We start from the raw sequence: 21600 nt of genomic DNA, 5'->3' as shown, positions 1-21600 counted from the left end.
AGCGGGGCTGAGCGCCGCGGAAGGTCACCGGAGGAGGGTGATGGACAACCCGAGCATCAGCACGGCCACGGACCCGTCGAGTACGCGCCACGCGGTACGCCGCGACAGGACGGGCGCCAGGCGGTGGGCGCCCGCACCGAGCGCCGTGAACCACACCGCGCTGGCCGCCGCGGCGCCGATGCCGAACGACCAGCGGTGCGGGTGCTGCTGCGCCACGGTGCCCAGCAGCAGCACGGTGTCCAGGTAGACGTGCGGGTTCAGATAGGTCAGCGCGAGACACGTCAGCAGGGTGGCCCGCAGCGTGGCCGGAGCCCGGTCGGCCGGGGTCAGCGCGCCCGGCCGCAGCGCCCGCCGGGCCGCCACCACGGCGTACGCGAGCAGGAACGCCGCACCCACCCACCGGGTCACCGTGACCACCTCGGGCCGGGCCACCACCAGCGCCCCGAGCCCGCCGATCCCCGCGGCGATGAGCAGCAGGTCGGAGGCGGCACACGTGACCACGACCGCGAGAACGTGCTCGCGTCGCAGCCCCTGGCGCAGCACGAACGCGTTCTGCGCGCCGATGGCGACGATGAGCACAGCGGAGGCGACGAAACCGGCGAGCACGGAGGTGAGCACGACTCGACGGTACGGCGAGCGTTGGCACCACTCCAGCTAAAGATTTTGACGTACCGTTAGCATTTCTTCATGGACTCGGTGCAGCTGGCGACGTTCCAGGCGGTGGTGGAGGAAGGCAGCTTCGACGCCGCCGCGGGGGCGCTGCACGTCACTCCGTCCGCGGTCAGCCAGCGGGTCAAGGCGCTGGAGCAGACCGTCGGCCAGGTGCTGGTCCGGCGGGCCAAGCCGTGCGAGCCCACCGAGGCCGGGCGCGCGATCCTACGGCTGGCCGGGCAGGTGGCGTTGCTGGAACGCGAGGCGCTGGACGCGGCCCGCGGCGCCCTGGCCGGCGACCGCGCCCGTACCCGGATCTCGATCGTGGTCAACGCCGACTCGTTGCACTCATGGTTCCTGCCCGCGCTCGCGGCGCTGCCCGGCGACCTGGCGCTCAGCTTCGACCTGCACCAGGACGACCAGGACCACACCGCTGAGCTGCTGCGCGCGGGTACGGCGATGGCCGCGGTCACCGCCCAGCACGAGGCGGTCCAGGGCTGCCGGGTCGAACGCCTCGGCGCGATGCGTTACCTCGCGGTCGGCGCCCGTGACGTGGATCTCGCCACCACGCCGATGATCGTGTTCAACCGCAAGGACCGGCTGCAGCACCGCTTCCTGGCCACGCTCACCCGGCGCCGTCTCGATCCGCCGATCCACTACGTCCCGGCGGCCGTCGCCTTCGTCGAGGCGGTTCGGCTCGGGCTCGGGTGGGGCATGGTGCCGGAGTCCATCGCCCGCGCCGACCTCGCGGCCGGGCGGTACACGGAGCTGGCCCCGGGCAAGTGGCTCGACGTGCCGCTGTACTGGCAGTACTGGCGGCTGGAGTCCGCCGTGCTCGGCGCGCTCACCGCCGCGGTGCGGACCGCGGCGGCGAACGCGCTGCGCTGATCAGTCGTTGGCGTGCAGGGCGGTGTTCAGCTCGATGCCGGTGCCCTTGCGCGGGCGGGCCTCCAGCGCACCGGACTGCGAATTGCGCCAGAACAGCAGGTTGTCCACCCCGGACAGCTCGCGGGCCTTCACGATCCGTCCGTCCGGCAGCAGGATCTTCGACGCCGCGGTGATGTAGCAACCGGCCTCGACCACGCAGTCGTCGCCCAGCGAGATGCCCACCCCGGCGTTCGCGCCGAGCAGGCTCCGCTCACCGATGCGGATCTTGTCCTTGCCGCCTCCGGACAGCGTGCCCATGATCGAGCTGCCGCCGCCGATGTCGGAGCCGTCGCCCACCACCACGCCCTGCACGATGCGACCCTCCACCATCGAGGTGCCCAGCGTGCCCGCGTTGAAGTTCACGAACCCCTCGTGCATCACGGTCGTGCCGGTGGCCAGGTGTGCGCCGAGCCGCACCCGGTCGGCATCGGCGATGCGCACGCCCGACGGCACCACGTAGTCGGTCATCCGCGGGAACTTGTCGACCCCGTACACGGTCAGGTGGCGGCCAGCGGCGCGCTCGATGAGGCGCAGCTCCTCGACCCGGTCCGCCGGGCACGGTCCGGCGGTGGTCCAGGCCACGTTCGCCAGGGCGCCGAAGATGCCGTCCAGGTTCTGCTCGTTGGGCCGCACCAGGCGGTGCGACAGCAGATGCAACCTCAGGTACGCGTCGGAAGCGCCCTTGATCGGGTCGGCCAGCGAGCCGATCGTGACCCGTACCTCGACGGTCGCCAGACCCGGCAGCAGCCGCGGGCCGGTCAGCCCCGCGGGCAGGGTGGGCGGCTCGGCGGGCTCGGCGCCCAGGCCGAGGAATCCGGGCGGGAACCAGGTGTCCAGCACCTGGCCCTCGGCGGTGACGGTGGCGAGGCCGATGCCCCAGGCAGGCGAGGTGGAGATGTCCGTGTGCACGAGGCGCACCCTACTAAAGGTCAGCTCCGACTTGGCGCGGCCCGGCGATTCACCACCGGCCGGTATCGTGCCGCGTATGGCGAATCCGCTCAGCCCTGACGTCCTCGTCGACCCAGTCGAACTCACCCGGGCCCTGGTCGACATCGAGTCGGTCTCCCGCAACGAGAAGGTGATCGCCGACTGTGTCGAGGAGGTGCTGCGGCAGGCGCCGCACCTGCACACCGAGCGGCACGGCCATACCCTGATGGCGCGCACCGACCTCGGTCGCAAGCGGCGGGTCGTGCTCGCCGGGCATCTCGACACGGTCCCGCTGAACAACAACTTCCCGTCGACTGTGGTCGACGATCTCATCTACGGCTGCGGCACGTCGGACATGAAGTCCGGTGTCGCGCTGGCCCTGCATCTGGCCGCCACGCTGCCCGATCCGTGCTACGACGTCACCTACCTCTTCTACGAGGCGGAGGAGATCGAGGCGAAGTACAACGGCCTCAACCTGGTCTCCGAGGCCCACCCGGATTGGCTGACCGCCGATTTCGCGGTGCTGCTGGAACCGACGTACGGGGTGGTGGAGGCCGGGTGTCAGGGCACGCTGCGGGCGGCGATCCGTACCACCGGGCGGCGCGCGCACACCGCACGCTCGTGGCGCGGGGTCAACGCGATCCACGCCGCGGGTGAGGTTCTGCGTCGGCTGGAGGACTACCGGCCGCGGACGGTCACCATCGACGGATGTACGTACCGTGAAGGCTTGAACGCGGTTCGGATCGCGGGCGGGGTAGCCGGGAACGTCGTCCCGGACGAATGCGTCGTCGAGGTGAATCTGCGCTTCGCTCCCGACCGTACGGAAAAGCAGGCCCTGGAGCACGTGCTGGACGTGTTCGACGGCTTCGACGTCGAGCAGACCGACTCCGCCCCGGGCGCGCTGCCCGGCCTGGCCGCCGCCCCGGCCCGCGAGTTCCTCGCCGCGGTCGGCGCCGAACCGGCCGCCAAGCTGGGCTGGACGGACGTGGCGCGCTTCGCCGCGCTCGGCGTGCCCGCGCTCAACTACGGCCCGGGCGACCCGCTGCTCGCGCACGCCCCGGACGAGCACGTGGAGATCGGCAAGATTCGCGACGGGGCCGCGACCCTGCACCGCTGGCTGGCCTCCCGGTAGAGCTCAGGGGCCCTCGACGCGCACCCGCCCGATCGCGCGCTGCGGTATCTCCAACGTGGCGTCCGGATCATCCGGGGGCCGCGTGGCGAACGCCATCCGCCGCTCCTCGACCACCAGCCGGATGCGCCGCTGCATGCGGCGCTGCATCTTCGCGTGCGCGTAACGGATCACGGTGGCTCCTCTGCCCGGATGCCCGACCGCGGTCGGGCGCCTGCCGTGGGGTTCGTGACTGTACAGACGCTGCAGAGCTACCGTCCGTTGCTTCAATCTGGCAAAAAGCCCCCGACGTCGCAATCCTCTTGTCGAAACCCGCCCGGTTATTCACCGGTACTGACCGTCCGAACTACGGTGGGTGCCATGACGGACAGCACAAACGGGCGGCGGGGGTCGCCTCCGGAGCGTCACCGGGGGGCCGTGACCCTGCGGCGCGAGTCGATCCCGCCGAGCACCGCCGACGAGAAACTGCTCGACTCACACCATCGCAGCGAATGGAAGACCAAGGACGCCTGGCGCGCGCTGCGGATCCTGTCCGAGTTCGTCGAGGGCTTCGACACCCTGGCCGACCTGCCGCCCGCGGTCAGCGTGTTCGGCTCCGCCCGCAGCAAACCCGACAGCCCCGAGTGTGAGCTCGCCGCCGACCTGGGCGCGGCACTCGCCGAAGCCGGATACGCGGTGATCACCGGCGGCGGCCCCGGCGTGATGGAGGCCGCCAACCGCGGCGCCACCGAAGCCGGCGGGATGTCCGTGGGCCTCGGCATCGAGCTGCCGTTCGAGCAGGGCCTCAACGACTGGGTCGACATCGGCATCGACTTCCGCTACTTCTTCGTCCGCAAGACCATGTTCGTCAAGTACGCGCAGGCGTTCGTCGTGCTGCCCGGCGGGTTCGGCACCCTGGACGAGGTCTTCGAAGCGATCACGCTCGTGCAGACCGGCAAGATCACCCGGTTCCCGGTGGTCCTTCTCGGCACCGAATACTGGAGTGGCCTGATCGACTGGCTGCGGAACGTGCCGCAGGCAGAGGGCAAGCTGGGCCCCGCCGACCTCGACCTACTCAAGATCACTGACGATGTCGACGAGGCGGTCCAGTTCATCGTGGAGGCCGACGCCGCCCTGACCGGGACGCAGTGACGTGGCCGCGATCTGCGTCTTCTGCGCCTCCTCGACCAGGCTCGACCAGCGCTGGCTCGACCTCGCCCGCGACACCGGGCGGGAGCTGGCCCGCCGCGGGCACACCCTGGTCTCCGGCGGCGGCTGCGTCGGCATGATGGGCGCGGTCGCGGACGGGGCCCGCGACGGCGGCGCGCACACCGTCGGTGTGATCCCGCAGGCCCTGATGGACCTGGAGGTCGCCGACACCGCCGCGGACGAGCTGATCGTCACCGGCGACATGGGCGCCCGCAAGAACCTGATGATCGAGCGGTCGGACGCGTTCGTCACCCTGCCCGGCGGGCTCGGCACCCTCGACGAACTCTTCGAGGTGTGGACCACCGCCACCCTCGGCCTGCACCGCAAGCCGATCGTGCTGCTCGACCCGGACGGCTTCTACGCCGGGCTGATGAGCTGGCTGTCCGGGCTCGCCGACACCGAGTTCGTGCGCCGGACGGCGCTGAACCGGATCACGGTGGTCGACTCGATACCCGCCGCCCTCGACGTCATCGACGCGGCCCACGTCGGCTGAGCGGCGGCCCGGTGCCGCTTGCGGCGTGATCGGCGTCCGGGGCCGGCGTGGGCGTCGTCGTGCCGCCGCGGCGTGCCGGCCTTGACGTGATCGACGCGGGGGCGGCGCGGGCTGAGCGGGGGTGGCGTCGTACCGGCATGGTCTGATTGACGCCGTGAGCACACCGGCGACGTACCCGGCGGCGCGCCTCGCGGCGTACCGCCTGGTCCGGCGTCCCGCCGCGGCCCCGCCGCCGCTGCGCGACGACCCGCTGCAGCGGCACGTCGTCGCGCACACCCGCGGGCCGCTGCTCGTCGTCGGCGGCCCCGGCACCGGCAAGACCACCACGCTCGTCGAGGCGGTCGCCGCCCGCGTCGCCGACGGCGTGGACCCGGAGCGGATCCTCGTGCTGACGTTCGGCCGCCGTGGCTCGGCGGCGCTGCGCGACCGCATCGAGGCGCGCATCGCGCAGGCTCCCGGCCGTATCGTGCACGAGCCGCTGGTGCGCACCTTCCATGCGTACGCGTTCGGCCTGCTGCGCCGCGCCGCCGCCGAGCGGGGCGAGCCGTCCCCCCGCCTGCTCACCGGCCCCGAGCAGGACCTCATCATCCGCGAGCTGCTCGCCGCGGTCGGCGACGAGGAGGCGCCCGACGAGGTCCGCTGGCCCGAGGCGCTGCGCCCGGCGCTGGCCACCCGCGCGTTCGCCCAGCAGCTGCGCGACCTGCTGCAACGCGCCGCCGAGCGAGGCGTCGGCCCGGTCGAACTGGCCCGGCTCGGCGAGCGCCTGGCCCGCGACGACTGGCAGGCGGCCGCCCGCTTCCTGCGGGAGTACGTGGCGGTCCTCGCGTTGCGCGACGTCACCACCCGAGGCTCCACCGCGTACGACCCGGCCGAGCTGGTGCGGGCCGCGTCGGGCCTGCTCGCCGACGACCCGGAGCTTCTGGCAGCGGAGCGGCGCCGCCTCGCGTACGTGTACGTCGACGAGCTGGCCGACACCGACCCGGCGCAGATCGACCTGCTCGCCCAGGTCGCGGGCGGGGGCACACCACTGGTCGCGTTCGGGGACCCCGACTCGTCCGTGTACGGCTTCCGCGGCGCGGACCCCGGAGTGGTCGGTGGGTTCGCGGAGCGCTTCCGTACCGCCGCGGGCGTTCCGGCCGGGACGGTGTCGCTGCATACCAGCTACCGGGCCACGCCTCAGTTGCTGACCGCCACCGGGCGGGTGGCCCGTCGATTGCGCGGCCCGACCCGCCACCGCCCGCTGCATCCACCCGCCGCCGAGCCCGCCCAGTCCGAGCCCGCACAGTCCTCGCCCGGCCCGGTCGCGCCGTCGCCCGGGACCGTCGCGCTGTCGCCCGGGTCGGCCGGTTCGGCCCCACGGGCGGCCGAACCGTTGCCGGGGGGCGGCCCGTCGCCGGCCGATCTTGCCGGCGCGGTGGTGCGTACCTTCCGGTCGCCGACCGGGGAGAGTGCGTACGTCGCCCATGTGCTGCGCGAAGCTCACCTGCTGCACGGCGTCCCGTGGTCGCGCATGGCCGTGATCCTGCGCTCCACCTCGCTGCAGCTGCCGTCGTTGCAGCGCGCCCTCACCACGGCGGGCGTGCCCACGGTCACGTACGCCGAGGATCTGCCCCTGCACCTGCAGCCCGCGGTCGCCCCGTTCCTGCTCCTGTTGCGCTGTGCCCTGGAGCCCGACGCGCTGGACGAGGAGGCCGCGATCGCGTTGCTGCATTCCCCGCTGGGCGGCGCCGACCCGCTCGCCGAGCGCCGCCTGCGCCAGGGGCTACGGGCACTCGCGCTGGCCGCCGGCGATCGGCGACCGTCCGGTGAACTGCTGCTGGACGCGGTGCGTGACCCGGCCGCACTGGACGTGGTCGAGCGGCGCTGGGCCATTCCGGCGCAGAACGTCGCCCGCCTTCTCGCCACCGCCCGGGCGGCCGCCGCCGCGCCCGGTGCCAGTGCGGAACACGTGCTGTGGTCGGTGTGGCAGGCCAGCGGCCTCGCCGAGCGCTGGTCCGCGCTGAGCTCCCGGGCAACTCTCACCGGCGGCACCACCGTCTCCGACGGTGGAAACGTCACCGGCGGCCCAACGGTCTCCGGCGGCCTCGACGTCGCGGGCGACGCCGCCGCCGGCGGCAGCGTCACCTCGGGCGGGGTGGGGCACCACGCTGAGCCGCGCGAAGGCCCGGGGGAGCGGGCGCGGCTGTGGCGGGCTGCGGCAGCCGACCGGGATCTCGACGCGATGGTCGTGCTGTTCGATGCGGCCGCCCGGTTCTCCGACCGGCTGCCGGGTGCGCGTACCGAAATCTTTCTCGATCACGTGCTCGGCCAGGATCTGCCGGCCGACTCGATCGCCCCGAGCGCCGACCGTGGCGAGGCGGTCCGCCTGCTCACCGCGCACGCGGCCAAGGGTCTGGAGTGGGACGTCGTGGTCCTGGCCGGCGTGCAGGAGGGAATCTGGCCGGATTTGCGGCTGCGCGGCAGTCTGCTCGGCTCGGAACGGTTGGTGGACGTCCTCGCGGGCCGGGCCGCGCCGGGTGCCGCAGCAGTGGCGGGACAGACCTCGGCGCTGCTGGACGAGGAACGACGGCTGTTCTACGTGGCCACGACCCGGGCGCGGCACCGGCTCGTGGTGACCGCGGTGGCCTCGGCGGGCGTGGGCGGCTCCGACGGCGAGGAGCAGCCCAGCCGCTTCCTGACCGAGCTGGCGTTGCCCGACGACGGCACCGACCAGCCGTCCCCACCCGACAGGCCCGCAGGTGACGCGGCCCAGCCCCGTGGAGAAGCCACGGGCGCGGGGGACGGGGCGGCGGCGATTCCGGTGGGGCGGGCGCCGCGCGGGCTCACGTTGGCCGCGCTCGTGGCGGAGCTGCGTACCGTGGTCGTGGCGGCCGAGTCGACCCCGGCCCGGCGGCAGGCCGCCGCCGCCGAGCTGGCCCGCCTGGCGGTTGCGGGGGTGCCCGGCGCGCATCCCGACCAGTGGTGGGGGTTGCGCCCGCTCTCGGACGACCGGCCGCTGGCCGCGCCGGGCGAGGCGGTGAAGGTCACGCCGTCCGCGATGGACAGTGCGTTGCGTTGCAGCCTGCGCTGGTTGCTGGAACGCCACGGCGGGGCGGCCCCGCCCGGCCCGGCGCAGGGGGTCGGCAACCTGGTGCACGCGGCGGCGATGCTGGCCGAGGACGCCCACGCGGACCGGGAGAAACTCGTCGAGTACGTGGCCGCCCGCTTCGACACGATCGAGCTGGCCGCGCGCTGGCTGGCCGGGCCGGAGCAGGACCGCGCCCAGGCGATGGTCGACAAGTTGCTGCGCTGGCTGGCCCGCAACCCGCGCCGCCTGCTGGCGATCGAGCACGAGTTCACGGTCCGGCTGGACGATCCGACCCGGCCGATCCAGCTCACCGGGCGGGTCGATCGCCTCGAGGTGGACGAGCAGGGCCGGCTGGTCGTCATCGACCTCAAGACCGGCAAGTCGACCGCGGTCACCACGTCCGACGTGGACGAGCACGCACAGCTCGCCGGGTATCAGGCGGCGGTGGACGCGGGGGCGTTCGCCGACTACGGCACGGAGAGCGGCGGCGCGGCGCTGGTCCAGCTCGGGCCCAGCAAAGAGGCCCGCGAGCAGATGCAGGTGCCGCTGGGCGAGGCCGACGACCCGGGTTGGGCGTACGCGATGGTCCGGCGCACCGCGGACACGATGGCGGCGGCCACGTTCTCGGCCGTGGTCAACGCCAAGTGCCGGGTGTGCCCGGTGCGCACCGCCTGCCCGGTCTCGGGCAAGGGCCGCCAGGTCGTGGAGCCGCCCCCGGAGGCCGGCCCGTGACCCAGCCGAGCCTGTTCGCCGAGGCGCCGCGGCGGCGCCCCCGCCGCCCCGACTCCGGCCCGCGCTACACGCCGGTGGAGCTCGCCAAACTGCTGCGGCTGCATCCGCCGACCCCGGAGCAGGCCGCGATCATCGCGGCTCCGGTCGAGCCGGTGCTGGTGGTCGCGGGCGCCGGGTCCGGCAAGACCGAGACGATGGCGTCGCGGGTGGTCTGGCTCGTCGCCAACGGGTACGCCCACCCCGACGAGATTCTGGGTCTGACGTTCACCCGCAAGGCCGCGGGGGAACTGGCGCACCGGGTCCGCACGCGGCTCGGGCAACTGGTCCGGCGGTTGGGCCGTGACGAGGCGTTCAGCGGCGAGGCGACCGTCGCCACGTACCACTCGTATGCGGCCCGCGTGGTCACGGAGCACGGGCTGCGCGCCGGGTACGAGCCGTCCGCCCGGTTGCTCACCGAGGCCGCCCGCTGGCAGATCGTCGACTCGCTGGTGCGCTCGTACACCGGGGAGATGACCGGCCTCAACCGGGCGCCCGGCACGGTCACCGACGACGTGCTCGCGCTCGCCGGTGAGCTGGCCGAGCACCTGGTCACCCCGGACGAGCTGGCCGAGTGGACGCAGCGGTTCGCCGCCGAGGTGCAGGAACGGCCGGGCCGGGTGTACGCCGACGTCACGGAGATGCTGCGCCGCCAGCAGCAGCGGCTCACCCTGTTGCCGCTGGTCCGGGCGTACGACCGGCGCAAGCTCGACGCCGAGGCGATGGACTTCGGCGACCAGATGGCCCGCGCCGCCCGGGTCGCCCGGGACCATCCGGAGGTCGGGGAGATCGAGCGCGGCCGGTTCCGGATCGTGCTGCTGGACGAGTACCAGGACACCAGCCACGCCCAGGTGGTGATGCTGAACGCCCTGTTCGGCGGCGGCCACCCGGTCACCGCGGTCGGCGACCCGTGCCAGTCCATCTACGGCTGGCGGGGCGCCTCCGCGGGGACGCTGGAGCGCTTCCCGGACGAGTTCACCGCGCCCGGCGGCCGCCCCGCCTGGGTGCTGAACCTGACTCGCAGCTTCCGCAACCGGCCGGAGATCCTGCGCGTGGCCAACACCCTGTCTGCCCCGTTGCGGGCGGCCGGTGCGCAGGTCGCCGAGCTCGTTCCGGCGCCCCGGGTGGCGCAGCGCGTCGGCGCCCGTACGGTGGCGTGCGCGCTGCTGCCCACGTACGCGGACGAGGCCGCCTGGATCGCCGACGGGATGCTGGCCGCGTGGCGGTCCGCGGCCGGGCTGCCGGACGCGCCCCCCGCCGAGATCCCGGTCGAGTCCCGTCCGACCAGCGCGGTGCTCGTGCGGGTGCGCAGCCAGATCCCGGTCGTCGAGGAGGCGCTGCGGGCCCGCGGCCTGCCGGTCGAGGTGGTCGGCCTCGGTGGCCTGCTGGACACCCCCGAGGTCCGGGACGTGGTCTGCACGCTGCGGATTCTCGCGGACCCGACCGACGGTGCCTCCCTGCTGCGGCTGCTCACCGGGGCGCGATGGCGGATCGGGCCGCGCGACCTCGTCGCGCTGCACCGGCGTTCCCGGGCCATCGCCGCCGCCCGCCGGGTGACGTCCGGCGCGGCGGGGAGGGAGCCCGAGGAGGTGATGGCCGACCGGCTCGACGACGCCACCCTGGTCGAGGCGATGGCCGACCTGGGGTCACCGCCGCAGTATTCGCCGGACGGATATGCGCGGCTGCGCGCGTACAGCGGGGAGCTGGGCGAGCTGCGGCACCGGCTCGACCAGCCGCTGCCCGACCTGGTCGCGGACATCGAGCGCACGATCGGCCTGGACGTGGAGGTCGCGGTGCGCGGCTGGGCCGCCGGGGACGCCGGGCTGGCGCGCGGGCACCTGGACGCGCTCGGCGACGTGGCTGCCCGGTACGCCGCCGAGACCGACGGCGGCACGATCGCCGGGTTCCTGGCGTTCCTGGCGGCCGCCGAGGAGGAGGAGCGTGGGCTGACCCCGGGCCAGGTCGACGTGGTCGAGGGGGCGGTGCAGGTGCTCACCGCCCACGCCGCGAAGGGCCTGGAGTGGGATGTCGTCTCCGTCGCCGGGCTGACCCGCGACGTGTGGCCGGGCGCGGCCCGCGGCTCCGACCACTACCTGCGGGGCGTGGGGGTGCTGCCGTTCCCGCTGCGCGGTGACTCCGGCGGCCTGCCGCGGCTGGACCTGGCGGCGGCAGAGGAGCAGAAGGAGGTGATGGCGGCGCTGACCGCGTTCGGGCGGGCGTGGCGGGAGCACGACGAGCGGGAGGAACGCCGGCTGGCGTACGTGGCGATCACCCGCCCGCGCCGCCTGCTGCTGTGTTCCGGCTACTGGTGGGGCGACGGGGTGAAGCGCCCGCGCGGGCCGTCGGTGTTCCTGGAGGAGGTCCGGGATGCCTGCGAGCGGGGTGCCGGCGTCGTGGACGTGTGGGCCCCGCAGCCGGTCGGCGACGCGGAGAATCCCGGCAACCGCCTCGTGGCCACCGCGGAGTGGCCCGCCGACCCGTTGGGCACCCGCCGTCCCGCCATGGCCGCCGCGGCAGACCTGATCCGCCGCATGATCGAGGAGCAGGCGGAGCCCGCCGCGCCCCACGGGGACGCGGACCCGGAGATCGCGCGGTGGCGGCGCGAGGTGAGCCTGCTGCTCGCCGAGCGCGCCGGACGGGACCACCGGGGTGGCCCGCTCGACGTGGCACTACCCGCCCATTTGTCGGTTTCCCAGCTCGTCGTGCTGCGCCGCGACCCGCAGGCGCTGGCCCGTGCTCTGCGCCGCCCGCTGCCCCCGCGCCCCGAGCCGTTCGCGCGGCGGGGCACCGCGTTCCACGCGTGGCTGGAGCAGCGCTTCGGTGCGGTACGCCTGCTCGACCTGGACGAACTGCCGGGCGCGGCCGACGACGACGCGGCGGCCGACGAGGAGCTGGCCGAGTTGCAGGCGGCGTTCCTGGCGTCCGAGTGGGCGCAGCGTACGCCGGTCGAGGTGGAGGTCCCGTTCGCCACGACCGTCGCCGGGGTGGTCGTGCGGGGGCGGATGGACGCGGTGTTCGCCGAGCCGGGCGGCCGGTTCGACGTGATCGACTGGAAGACCGGCCGCCGCCCGTCCGGCCGGGTGGCGTCCGCCGCGGCGGTGCAGCTGGCCGCGTACCGGATCGCCTGGGCCGCGCTGGCCGGCGTGCCGGTGTCCCGGGTCCGCGCGGGTTTCCACTACGTCCGCGACGGGGTGACCGTGCGTCCGGCCGATCTGCCGGACGCCGCCGACCTGGCCGCGCTGATCGCCGAGCTCCCTGAGGCAGTGCGCTGACCTGCTCCGACGGCGTTCCCGGGCGGCCATGTCGAGTTCTTTGGCAAGTCGCACGTCGATCGCCAGACGACCCCGTTTGCCGTGCTAGGCTGCGAACGTTGTCAGTTTTGGTTTGCCAGGTACTCAGGAGCGCCTGTGGGGTCCTGCCCCAGGCGCTTTTTGTCGTAACCCGGGTTTCTCCGGTACGGGCGATCAGCACGACGACACGAGATCCGCGAAACGCGGCTCTTATCACTTCGCTCCTCTCCATCCTGGCGCGGAGCGATCGACCGTCGAGGAGACGAACATGGTTACCGGCGTTGTGAAGTGGTTCAACGCGGACAAGGGCTTCGGGTTCATCACCCCGGACGATGGCGGCGCTGACGTCTTCGCCCACTTCTCCGCTATCCAGACCTCGGGGTACCGCACCCTGGACGAGAACCAGCGGGTCGAGTTCGAGGTGACCCAGGGCCAGAAGGGCCCGCAGGCCGCCAACATCCGGCCGCTCTGATCTCAGCTCTGCTCTGATCTCAGCTATGCGCTGACGCACCGGCGCCGGTCCCGTCCGGGGTCGGCGCCGGTGCCGTCTCATCCGAGGTCAACGCCGATGCGGCGCCCCCGCAGACGGGGGCGCGTCAATGCGTGGGCGCGTGCGGCGGCTGCGGTGCGGTGCCGCCCAGGTGGGCGGGCAGCCACCAGCGGTCGTCCGGGCCGGACGGCTGCTCCGGGTACGCCCGCTGCACCCCGTCCAGCAGCGCGCTGAGGCGTGTCCGCAGCTCCGCCGTGGTCGCGTCGGTGTCCGCCCGGGTGGGGACCGGCTCACCCACCGCGATGAGCACGGGCACGTGCCGCTTCGTCAACTGCCGAGGCCGCCCCTTGGTCCACAGCCGGTGCGGACCCCAGACCGCCATCGGGATCAGCGGCACCCCGGCGTCGTGGGCCAGCCGTGCCGCGCCGGACTTCAGGCCCTTGACCGTGAACGACTCGCTGATGGTCGCTTCGGGGAACACCCCGATCACCTCGCCGTCGGCCAGCGCCTGCGTCGCCGCCTTGAACGCGCCGCCGCCCGCACCCCGATCGACCGGGATGTGGTGCATCCCGCGCATGAGCGGCCCGCTGATCCGATGATCGAAGACGGACTTCTTCGCCATGAACCGCACCAGCCGCCGGGCCGGCTGTGCGGCCAGCCCGCAGAAGATGAAGTCCAGATAGCTGACGTGGGCGCTGGCCAGGACCGCCCCGCCGGCCGCCGGGATGTGGTGCGCGCCGTCGACAACGATCTGCAGGTCCAGCGCGCGGAACATCGTCCTCGCGAGTCCGATGACCGGGGGGTACACGATCTCCATGCCGCCACGGTAGCGGCGACGGGTGAACGTTTGCACCGAACGTGCAACCGGACGGACCGTACTCGCGTCTTATGGACGACAGCCCACGTCCGGGAGGCATCGGATGGACCGCAGGTACACCCGAGCGGCACGCCGCGAAATGGCGCTCGTGTTCGGCTTGGCCGTGGCGGGCATCGCTCTCGTGCTCGCGGTGGTGTTCGTGCCCTGGTACGACCCTGGCATGACCGGCGCGCTGACCCGGTGAGCCGGGCCCGGGCGTGCTGACGCTGGGACCCACCCGTACTCGTGGTGTTCACTGGATTTCATGTCCGACCCCGCGTCGCCGTCCGGCTGGCATCGCCCGGCCGGCTCCTGGGGTTCCGGTACGGTCACCGCGCTCGGCGTGCCCCCGCCGAAGCCGCCGCCCCCGGCCGCGCCGCCCGAATCCCCCGACCCGGACGGCCCCGGCCGTCGGCGGCGTCAACTGGTGTTGTTCGGCGGTGTCGCCGCGGGGATCCTCGCGGTCGGCCTGACGGTCATTCTGGTGCTGGCGCTGTCCTCCGACGGCGACCCGTTCGGGCGGCGGGCCGCCAAGCCGACCGACGTACGCCCGCCGCTGGCCCAGGCGTGCCCCGCGCCGACCGCCCCGCCCAGCGCGGGACCGGCGCCCGCCCCGGCCACGCCGGTGTCGGGTCCCCGCACGGTGGACAAGGACGCGGGCATCTCGTACCGGGCGTACGGCGCGCCGTGGCAGCGGTGGGACGAGGTGTGGCGGGCCGGGACGCTGCAGGTGCCGTACCGGGTGGGGCAGCATTTCGTCACCGAGGACTACCCGGGCGGGCAGTACCACGCGTCGATCCTGTCGGCGGCGGTGCCGGCGGCGGACAACGACGCTGTCACGCTGAACCTGGAGTGCGTCGGCCGGCAGGTTGCGGCGGACGTGCGGGCCGGGTACTACCCGCAGCCCAACACGAAGGATCTGCTGCGCGACGAGCTCACCACACTGGGCGGGCGTCCCGCCTGGGTCAGCGAGTTCCGGCTGCATTTCCACCAGGCGGGGTTGTCGGCCACCGACGAGCTGTCCGCGGTGGCGATCATCGACGTGGGCCGCCCCGCCGCCGCCGTGCTGTACGTGTCCATTCCCGGCACCCACCGGCAGTACGACCACGTGATCGACGAAGTGCTCGCGTCGGTCCGCCCGCTGTGACAGCGGTGTCAGCCCCGCGCGCTACTGTCACTTCGTGGCGCGCACACTGAAGATCCCCGCGACGAAGTACCCGATCGAACGGCTCACTCTCGACAACGGTCTGCGCGTGGTCCTTTCCCCGGACCGCAGCGCGCCGGTGGTCGGGGTTGCGGTCGTCTACGACGTGGGCATCCGCTCGGAGCCACAGGGCAGAACCGGCTTCGCCCACCTTTTCGAGCACCTGATGTTCCAGGGCTCGGAGAATTTGGAGAAGCTCGCCCACTTCCGCCACGTGCAGGGCTCCGGCGGCAGCTTCAACGGCTCCACCCACCTGGATTACACCGACTACTTCGAGGTGCTTCCGGCGGGCGCTCTGGAACGGGCGCTGTTCCTGGAAGCCGATCGCATGCGCGGTCCCCGGCTCACCGAGGAGAACCTGCGCAACCAGGTGGACGTGGTCAAGGAGGAGATCCGGGTCAACGTCCTCAACCGACCGTACGGCGGCTTCCCGTGGCTGAAGTTGCCCCCGGTGATGTTCTCGACGTTCCCGAACGAGCACGACGGCTACGGCTCGTTCGAGGACCTGGAGAGTGCCACGGTCGAGGATGCGCAGGAGTTCTTCCAGCGCTACTACGCCTGCGGCAACGCGGTGCTGTCGGTCGCCGGTGACTTCGACGTCGCGCAGGCGACCACCCTGATCGAGCGGCACTTCGGGGACGTGCCGGGCCGCCCCGCGCCGCCGCGCCCCGACTTCGACGAGCCCGACCTGGACGGCGAGCGCCGCGAGGCGTACACGGACCGGCTGGCGCCGCTGCCCGCCGTGGCCGCCGGCTGGCGGGTGCCCGACCCGATCGGTGACTTCGCCGCCTACCTGCCGTATGTGGTGCTGGCCGAGGTGCTCACGGACGGCGACGCGTCCCGGCTGGTGGAGCGGCTGGTGCAGCGAGACCGGACGGCCACGAACGTGGGCGGCTATCTGGGCTTCATGGGCGACGAGTACCAGGTGCGCAACCCGACCGCGCTGCTGCTGCAGGCGCACCTGCCCCCGGGCGGCGACGCGGAGAAGGTGCTGCGCACGGTCGACGAGGAGCTGGACCGGCTGGCTTCCGCGGGGCTGCAGCCCGGCGAGCTGGCCCGTACCCAGGCCCGGATGGCCACGCACCTGCTGCGCGACACCGACGCGGTGCTCGGCCGGGCGCTGCCGATGGCCGTGCTCGAACAGCAGCGGGACCGACCCGAGCTGCTCAACGAACTGCCCCGCCTGGTCGGGCAGGTCACCGAGGCCCAGGTCGTCGCGGCCGCCGCCACATTGCGGCCGCAGCGCCGCGCCACCGTCGAGGTCGTACCGGGAGCCGCCCAGTGAGCGCGAAGACGTTGCCCGACCTGGTGCCGGACGCCCAGCTCAAGCTGCCCAAGCAGGCCGAGCGGACGCTGCACTCGGGGCTCACGGTGATCGCGATCCGGCGGCCTGCGGTGCCGCTGGTCGAGGTGCGGCTGCGGGTGCCGTTCGGGCGGGCGCCGCTGGCCCGCGCGACGCTGCTGTCGCAGGCGATGTTCACCGGCACCGGCACGATGTCCAGCATCGAGATCGCCGCCGAGTTGCAGGCGGTCGGCGGCGGGCTGGCCGCCGGCCTGGACCCGGACAGGTTGCTGATCACCGGTAACGCGCTGGCCGGGGGCCTGGAACGCACGCTGGAGATCCTGGCGGCGGTGCTCACCGACCCCGCGTACCCGGCGGAGGAGGTGGCAACCGAGCGGGAACGGCTGGTCGACCACATCCAGGTGGCTCAGAGTCAACCCGCCCACCTGGCCCGCACGGCCCTTCTCAAGCGGATGTACGGCCGCCACCCGTACGCGGTGCAGACGCCCGAGCCGGAGCAGGTCCGCGGGGTGCGCCCGGCGCAGCTCCGCGCGCTGCACGCCGACCGGGTCCGCCCGGACGGGGCCACGCTCGTGCTGGTCGGCGACATCAACCCGGAGAAGGCGATCGACGCCGCCGAGAAGGCGCTGGGCGGCTGGATCGGCCCGGGGCGTGACGCCACCATCGCGGCGGTCCCGCCGCTGGAGCCGGGCCCCCTGGTCCTGGTGGACCGGCCGGGGTCGGTGCAGTCGTCGCTGCGAATGGCGCTGCCCGCGGTGTCGCGTACGCATCCGGACTGCGCGCCGCTGCAGCTCGCCAACCTGATCTTCGGCGGTTACTTCTCCTCCCGGTGGGTGGAGAACATCCGCGAGGACAAGGGCTACACGTACGGGCCGCACACCGCGATCGAGCATTTCGTGGCCGGTTCCGCGCTGGTCGTGGCCGCCGACGTGGCCACGGAGGTGACCGGCCCCGCGATGCTGGAAACCCTGTACGAGCTGGGCCGCCTCGCCAGCCTCCCGCCCGGCGAGGAGGAGCTGGAGCAGGCCCGGCGCTACGCCCTGGGCACGCTGCGCCTGGGCATGTCCACCCAGGCCGGGCTCGCGGGCCTGGCCAGCATGTACGCGAGTTTCGGCCTGCGCCTGGACTACCTGCGTGAGCATTCGGCGGCGCTGGCCGCGGCGACCCGAGAGCAGGTGGCGGACGTGGCCACCCGCTACCTGGCCCCGTCGCTCGCGGTGTCCGTGGTGCTCGGCGACGCCGACCAGGTGCAGGCGCCACTGGCCGCGCTGACCGCGGTGGAGCGCAGCGACCGATGAGCATCGCCCCCGACACCGGTGAGCAGCCCGACGTCGGTGAGCAGCCCGGTGCGGGCGGGCCGCCACTGGCCCGTACGGTGCTGGACCGGGCCGCGCACCGGCGCCGCGACGCCGACTGGCTGACGCAGGCGTGGCCGCGCAGCCTGGTGCTCGTCGTGGACATCGCCGACGGCGGCCGGGCCCGGGTGCGCGACACCGGCGACAGCGTCGAACTGGTGCTGGTCGAGGCCGACCAGGCGCCGGAGGGCGAGCGCATGTTCCTCGGCGTGGACCCGGACGGCACCCCGCTGTTCATGATCGATGCGGCGTTGCCGGAGCTGCCCGGGGCGCGTCCGGCGACCCTGCGCGACATCGGGCATCTGCTCGGCGCCCGCGACGCCGGGGTGTTCACCGCGGCCGCCGCGTTGGGCAACTGGCACGCCACGCACCGGTACTCGCCCCGTTCCGGGGAGCCGACCGAGGTGATCGAGGCCGGTTGGTCGCGCGTGGACGCCGCCGGCGGCCAGATGTGGCCGCGGACCGACCCGGCGATGATCGTGCTGGTACACGACGGCGTGCCCGGCCCCGAGGGCCGGTGCCTGCTCGGCCACAACGCGGCCTGGCCGCAGACCGGCGCGACGCGCCGGTTCTCCTGCCTGGCCGGCTTCGTCGAGCCGGGCGAGTCGGCGGAGGCCGCCGTCGTGCGCGAGGTCGTCGAGGAGGTCGGGGTACGGCTGCGCAGCATGCGCTACGAGGGCAGCCAGTCGTGGCCGTACCCGGGGTCGCTGATGCTCGGTTTCACCGCGGTCGCCGACCGCGACCAGCCGTTCGTGCTGGATCCCGCGGAGATCGACGAGGCGCGCTGGTTCACCCGCGCCGAGGTGACGCAGATGATCGCGGGCACGTACGTGGACCAGGCCAGCGGCGCGTCGATGGGCCTGCCGATGCGTTCCTCGATCGCGTTCTTCCTGATCGAGCGCTGGCTGGGCGATTCCCGGCCCTGAGCGGGATCAACGCGAAGACCCCGGCTCCCGGCCGGGGTCTTCGGTGTTTCGGAGTGCTGGCGGGTCAGCTCGCCACGCCGGAACCGGCGAGGGCGTTCTTGACCTGGACGATCGACGGGTTCGTCATGACGATCTCCGCGCCGCCGTCGGCGGGCACGATCCGCACGGTCGGCACGGTCTGGTTGCCGCCGTTGACGCTCATCACGAAGTCGGCCGCCGCCGGGTCCTGCTCGATGTCGACCACGTCGTATGCGATGCCCTCGCGGTCGAGCTGCGTCTTCAGCCGGTGGCAGTAACCGCACCAGGGCGTCGAGTACATGGTCAACATCGGTGGGACTTCCCTTCGGAGAGGATCACATGGCACAGCGCCAACCGTGGAAACGTCGGACGGGGGTGCCATGATTCCCGGTTGTGACAGCGGAGCGCGTACTGGCCGGGCTCGACCCGGAGCAGCGTACGGCGGTGACCGCGCCCGCCGGGCCGGTGTGCATCCTGGCCGGCGCGGGGACGGGCAAGACCCGCGCGGTCACGCACCGGATCGCGTACCGGTCCGCGACCGGTGAGATCAGTCCCCGGCAGGTGCTGGCGGTCACGTTCACCGCGCGGGCGGCCGCCGAGATGCGGGCGCGGCTCGCCGGGCTGGGCGCCGCGGGCGTGCAGGCCCGTACGTTCCATGCGGCGGCGCTGCGCCAGGTGCGCTACTTCGCGGCCCGGCTGCTGGACGGCCGGGCGATGCCGGAGTTGGTGGAGAGCAAGGCCCGGCTGGTCGGCCTCGCCGCCGCGCGCGCCGGGCTCCGGGTGGACCGCACCGGCGCCCGGGATCTCGCGGGCGAGATCGAGTGGGCGAAGTCGTCCCTGGTCGAGCCGGGGGAGTATGCGGTCGCCGCGGCCAAGGCACTGCGCGAGCCGCCCCACGAGCCCGCCAAGGTGGCGGAGGTCTTCGCGGCGTACGAGGCGCTCAAGCGGCGCCAGGGTGTGATCGACTTCGAGGACATGCTGCGCGCCGCGGTGTGGGGCATCGAGGAGCACCCGGATGTCGCCGAGCAGATCCGCGCCCAGTACCGGCATTTCGTGGTCGACGAGTACCAGGACGTCAACCCGTTGCAGCAGCGGCTGCTGGAGGCGTGGCTGGGCGGCCGGGACGACCTGACCGTGGTCGGCGACGCCAGCCAGACGATCTACTCGTTCACCGGCGCCACCGCGGGGTATCTGATCGACTTCCCGCGGCAACGCCGGGGCGCGGTCGTCGTGCGCCTGGTGCGCGACTACCGCTCCACCCCCCAGGTGGTCGGCCTGGCGAACGCGGTGATCCGCCAGGCGCGCGGCAGCGAGGCCCGGCTGCGGCTGGAGCTGGAGGGTCAGCGCCCGCCGGGTCCCGAGCCCGACCTCAAGATCTTCCCGGACGAGCCGGCCGAGGCCGTGGCCGTGGCGCGTCGCTGCCGCGACCTGCTCGCGGCCGGCACCCCGGCCAGCGAGATCGCGGTGCTGTTCCGGACGAACGCCCAGTCGGAGGCGTACGAGGAGGCGCTGGCCGAGGCCGGGGTCCCGTACGTGGTGCGGGGTGCGGAGCGGTTCTTCGAGCGGACCGAGGTGCGCCAGGCGATGGTGGCGCTGCGCGCCGCGGTGCGGTCCACGCCGGGGGAGACACCACTGGTCCAGGCTGTGGTGGAGGCGTTGTCCGCGACCGGCTGGGTCCGGGAACGCCCGCCGTCCGGCGGGGCGCAGCGCGAGCAGTGGGAGGCGCTGGCCGCCCTGGTCACCCTTGCCGAGGAGTACGCGGCCCAGCCGCAGCTCGTACCGGTCGGCGAGGCCGCCGCGGTGCAGCGCGACGTGTCGCTGGCCGCGTTCTGCGACGAGCTTGCCCGGCGCGCCGAGCAGCAGCACGCCCCCACGGTCGAGGGGGTCACGCTGGCCTCCCTGCACTCGGCGAAGGGCCTGGAGTGGGACGCGGTGTTCCTGGTCGGGCTGGCCGACGGCACGCTGCCCACGACGTACGCGAAAACCCCTGACCAGATGGAGGAGGAGCGCCGCCTGCTGTATGTCGGAGTGACCCGGGCCCGTCAGTGGCTCTGGCTGTCGTACGGGCAGTCCCGCGCGGCGGGGGGCCGGGCCCGGCGGCCGTGCCGTTTCCTGCCCCAGCTGGACGGCTCGGGCGGCCCCGAGCGCGCCCGGCCGCCGGGCAGTCGTCAACGCGACCGCCGCCCCGCCCGGGTGGTGTCCTGCCGGGTCTGCGGCACGACACTGCTGGCCGGTGCGGACCGCAAGCTCGGCCGATGCCCCACCTGCCCCTCGGACCTCGACGAGGATCTGTTCGAGCGGCTCAAGCAGTGGCGTGCGACCGCCGCCGCGGAGCAGAAAATTCCTGCGTACGTGGTGTTCACGGACGCCACACTCGTGGCTTTGGCGGAGCGTCGGCCGGGCACCCCGGCGGAGCTGCTGGCGATCGGCGGGATCGGCCCCCGCAAGCTGGGCCAGTACGGCGAGGCCGTGTTCGCTCTCGTGGCCGGCGCGACCCCCGAGGACGTGCCCGGAAAAAACTTTGCGAAGTAGTCCGTTAAATCGTTTGCCCTCCCCGTGGGGGTAGGCATAGCCTCATGGCACACCTCGACGAGCGCGGGTATCAACCCTGCTCATCGGGGGTCTTGTAAGAGACCAGCATCGAGCGCAAGGCATTGGAGGAGGTGGCAACGATGAAGATCTTCACGATTCAGCGACCGTCGCTGCTGCCTGTTGCTGCCTGCGCTCCGTCCGCTTCCTGGCTGCCGTCCACCGCGCGCGTCGCGGTGCTCGCGGCCGAGCGGGCTCCGTTCTCGCAGGCGCACCAGGTCCAGAGCCAGGCCGAGCTGGCTCTGCTCGCGGGCGACGTCGATGGGAACTACGGCACTGGGTTCGTGGGCAGCAATGGCACCAAGAAGCGCATGACGGATGGTGCCAGCGGTGTCCCGCCTCGAGGAAGGCCGGTCTGATCAATCAGACCCAGCCGGCTCACCTCGAGGCCGCGGAACCCGTAACCGGGATCCGCGGCC

Annotated in this window: 19 protein-coding genes; 14 read left to right on the top strand and 5 right to left on the bottom strand. The window is 73.3% G+C overall.

The genetic code is table 11. The annotated features are described in order from the left end of the window. Positions 1–24 precede the first annotated feature (24 nt). On the bottom strand, positions 25–618 hold the full coding sequence (locus ACMCNK_RS16885) for a LysE/ArgO family amino acid transporter (RefSeq protein ID WP_412737358.1): 594 nt from the start codon (positions 616–618) through the stop codon (positions 25–27). A 69-nt stretch (positions 619–687) separates the two neighbouring features. Here ACMCNK_RS16885 and ACMCNK_RS16880 point away from each other — a divergent pair, with 69 nt between their 5' ends. Beyond that, on the top strand, positions 688–1539 hold the full coding sequence (locus ACMCNK_RS16880; protein ID WP_412737357.1) for a LysR family transcriptional regulator ArgP: 852 nt from the start codon (positions 688–690) through the stop codon (positions 1537–1539). Here ACMCNK_RS16880 and dapD read toward each other — a convergent pair whose 3' ends face one another. Next, entirely contained in the window at positions 1540–2487 is a 948-nt protein-coding gene (gene dapD, locus ACMCNK_RS16875) for a 2,3,4,5-tetrahydropyridine-2,6-dicarboxylate N-succinyltransferase (protein WP_412737356.1), read from the bottom strand. A gap of 76 nt (positions 2488–2563) precedes the next feature. On the opposite strand from dapD, the gene dapE reads away from it, so the two are divergent. Next, complete coding sequence (gene dapE, locus ACMCNK_RS16870; protein ID WP_412737355.1) at positions 2564–3637, top strand: succinyl-diaminopimelate desuccinylase; 1074 nt, start codon at positions 2564–2566, stop codon at positions 3635–3637. A gap of 3 nt (positions 3638–3640) precedes the next feature. On the opposite strand, the gene ACMCNK_RS16865 is transcribed toward dapE, so the two are convergent. Further along, entirely contained in the window at positions 3641–3808 is a 168-nt protein-coding gene (locus ACMCNK_RS16865; protein WP_412737354.1) for a hypothetical protein, read from the bottom strand. 186 nt (positions 3809–3994) lie between these two features. Between ACMCNK_RS16865 and ACMCNK_RS16860 the strand changes: the two genes are divergently transcribed. The 5 genes from ACMCNK_RS16860 (at position 3995) to ACMCNK_RS16840 (ending at position 12912) form a co-directional block, all read left to right on the top strand. Next, on the top strand, positions 3995–4765 hold the full coding sequence (locus ACMCNK_RS16860; protein WP_412737353.1) for a TIGR00730 family Rossman fold protein: 771 nt from the start codon (positions 3995–3997) through the stop codon (positions 4763–4765). Position 4766: 1 nt separating this feature from the next. Beyond that, positions 4767–5315, top strand: a complete 549-nt coding sequence (locus ACMCNK_RS16855) for a TIGR00730 family Rossman fold protein (RefSeq protein WP_412737352.1) — start codon at positions 4767–4769, stop codon at positions 5313–5315. Between the two features lie 154 nt (positions 5316–5469). After that, positions 5470–9114, top strand: coding sequence for an ATP-dependent helicase (locus ACMCNK_RS16850; protein ID WP_412737351.1), 3645 nt, complete (start codon positions 5470–5472; stop codon positions 9112–9114). Then, a complete protein-coding gene (locus tag ACMCNK_RS16845) occupies positions 9111–12422 on the top strand; it encodes a UvrD-helicase domain-containing protein (RefSeq protein WP_412737350.1) in 3312 nt (1103 codons plus the stop codon). The genes ACMCNK_RS16850 and ACMCNK_RS16845 overlap by 4 nt, the downstream gene beginning before the upstream one ends. Before the next feature lie 286 nt (positions 12423–12708). Further along, a complete protein-coding gene (locus ACMCNK_RS16840; protein ID WP_130509091.1) occupies positions 12709–12912 on the top strand; it encodes a cold-shock protein in 204 nt (67 codons plus the stop codon). Between the two features lie 124 nt (positions 12913–13036). Here ACMCNK_RS16840 and ACMCNK_RS16835 read toward each other — a convergent pair whose 3' ends face one another. After that, positions 13037–13747 (bottom strand): lysophospholipid acyltransferase family protein, encoded by a 711-nt coding sequence (locus ACMCNK_RS16835; protein WP_412737349.1) that lies wholly within the window; start codon positions 13745–13747, stop codon positions 13037–13039. Positions 13748–13850: 103 nt separating this feature from the next. On the opposite strand from ACMCNK_RS16835, the gene ACMCNK_RS16830 reads away from it, so the two are divergent. From ACMCNK_RS16830 to nudC, 5 genes are read left to right on the top strand one after another with little or no spacing between them, the layout of a single operon-like run. After that, entirely contained in the window at positions 13851–13991 is a 141-nt protein-coding gene (locus ACMCNK_RS16830) for a hypothetical protein (RefSeq protein WP_412737348.1), read from the top strand. A gap of 60 nt (positions 13992–14051) precedes the next feature. After that, positions 14052–14933: a hypothetical protein gene (locus ACMCNK_RS16825; protein ID WP_412737347.1), complete on the top strand. Its 882-nt coding sequence runs from the start codon at positions 14052–14054 to the stop codon at positions 14931–14933. Positions 14934–14967: 34 nt separating this feature from the next. Further along, positions 14968–16275: a M16 family metallopeptidase gene (locus ACMCNK_RS16820; RefSeq protein WP_412737346.1), complete on the top strand. Its 1308-nt coding sequence runs from the start codon at positions 14968–14970 to the stop codon at positions 16273–16275. Beyond that, positions 16272–17591, top strand: coding sequence for a M16 family metallopeptidase (locus ACMCNK_RS16815; RefSeq protein ID WP_412737345.1), 1320 nt, complete (start codon positions 16272–16274; stop codon positions 17589–17591). The genes ACMCNK_RS16820 and ACMCNK_RS16815 overlap by 4 nt, the downstream gene beginning before the upstream one ends. Beyond that, the gene (gene nudC / locus ACMCNK_RS16810; RefSeq protein WP_412737344.1) at positions 17588–18574 is read left to right on the top strand and encodes an NAD(+) diphosphatase; all 987 of its coding nucleotides are present in this window, start codon (positions 17588–17590) and stop codon (positions 18572–18574) included. Before ACMCNK_RS16815 ends, nudC begins: the two co-directional genes overlap by 4 nt. A gap of 64 nt (positions 18575–18638) precedes the next feature. On the opposite strand, the gene ACMCNK_RS16805 is transcribed toward nudC, so the two are convergent. Next, a complete protein-coding gene (locus ACMCNK_RS16805) occupies positions 18639–18902 on the bottom strand; it encodes a mycoredoxin (protein ID WP_412737343.1) in 264 nt (87 codons plus the stop codon). Positions 18903–18985: 83 nt separating this feature from the next. Between ACMCNK_RS16805 and ACMCNK_RS16800 the strand changes: the two genes are divergently transcribed. Together ACMCNK_RS16800 and ACMCNK_RS16795 are read left to right on the top strand one after the other, a co-directional pair. Then, entirely contained in the window at positions 18986–21124 is a 2139-nt protein-coding gene (locus ACMCNK_RS16800; RefSeq protein ID WP_412737342.1) for an ATP-dependent DNA helicase UvrD2, read from the top strand. 140 nt (positions 21125–21264) lie between these two features. Next, entirely contained in the window at positions 21265–21540 is a 276-nt protein-coding gene (locus ACMCNK_RS16795; protein ID WP_412737341.1) for a hypothetical protein, read from the top strand. Positions 21541–21600 lie beyond the last annotated feature (60 nt).

Origin of the sequence: Krasilnikovia sp. MM14-A1259 (assembly GCF_047159535.1) — a bacterium.
Classification (GTDB): domain Bacteria; phylum Actinomycetota; class Actinomycetes; order Mycobacteriales; family Micromonosporaceae; genus Actinoplanes.
Note: the sequence above shows the minus strand (reverse complement) of the source record. Positions and strands in the feature narration are given on the sequence as shown.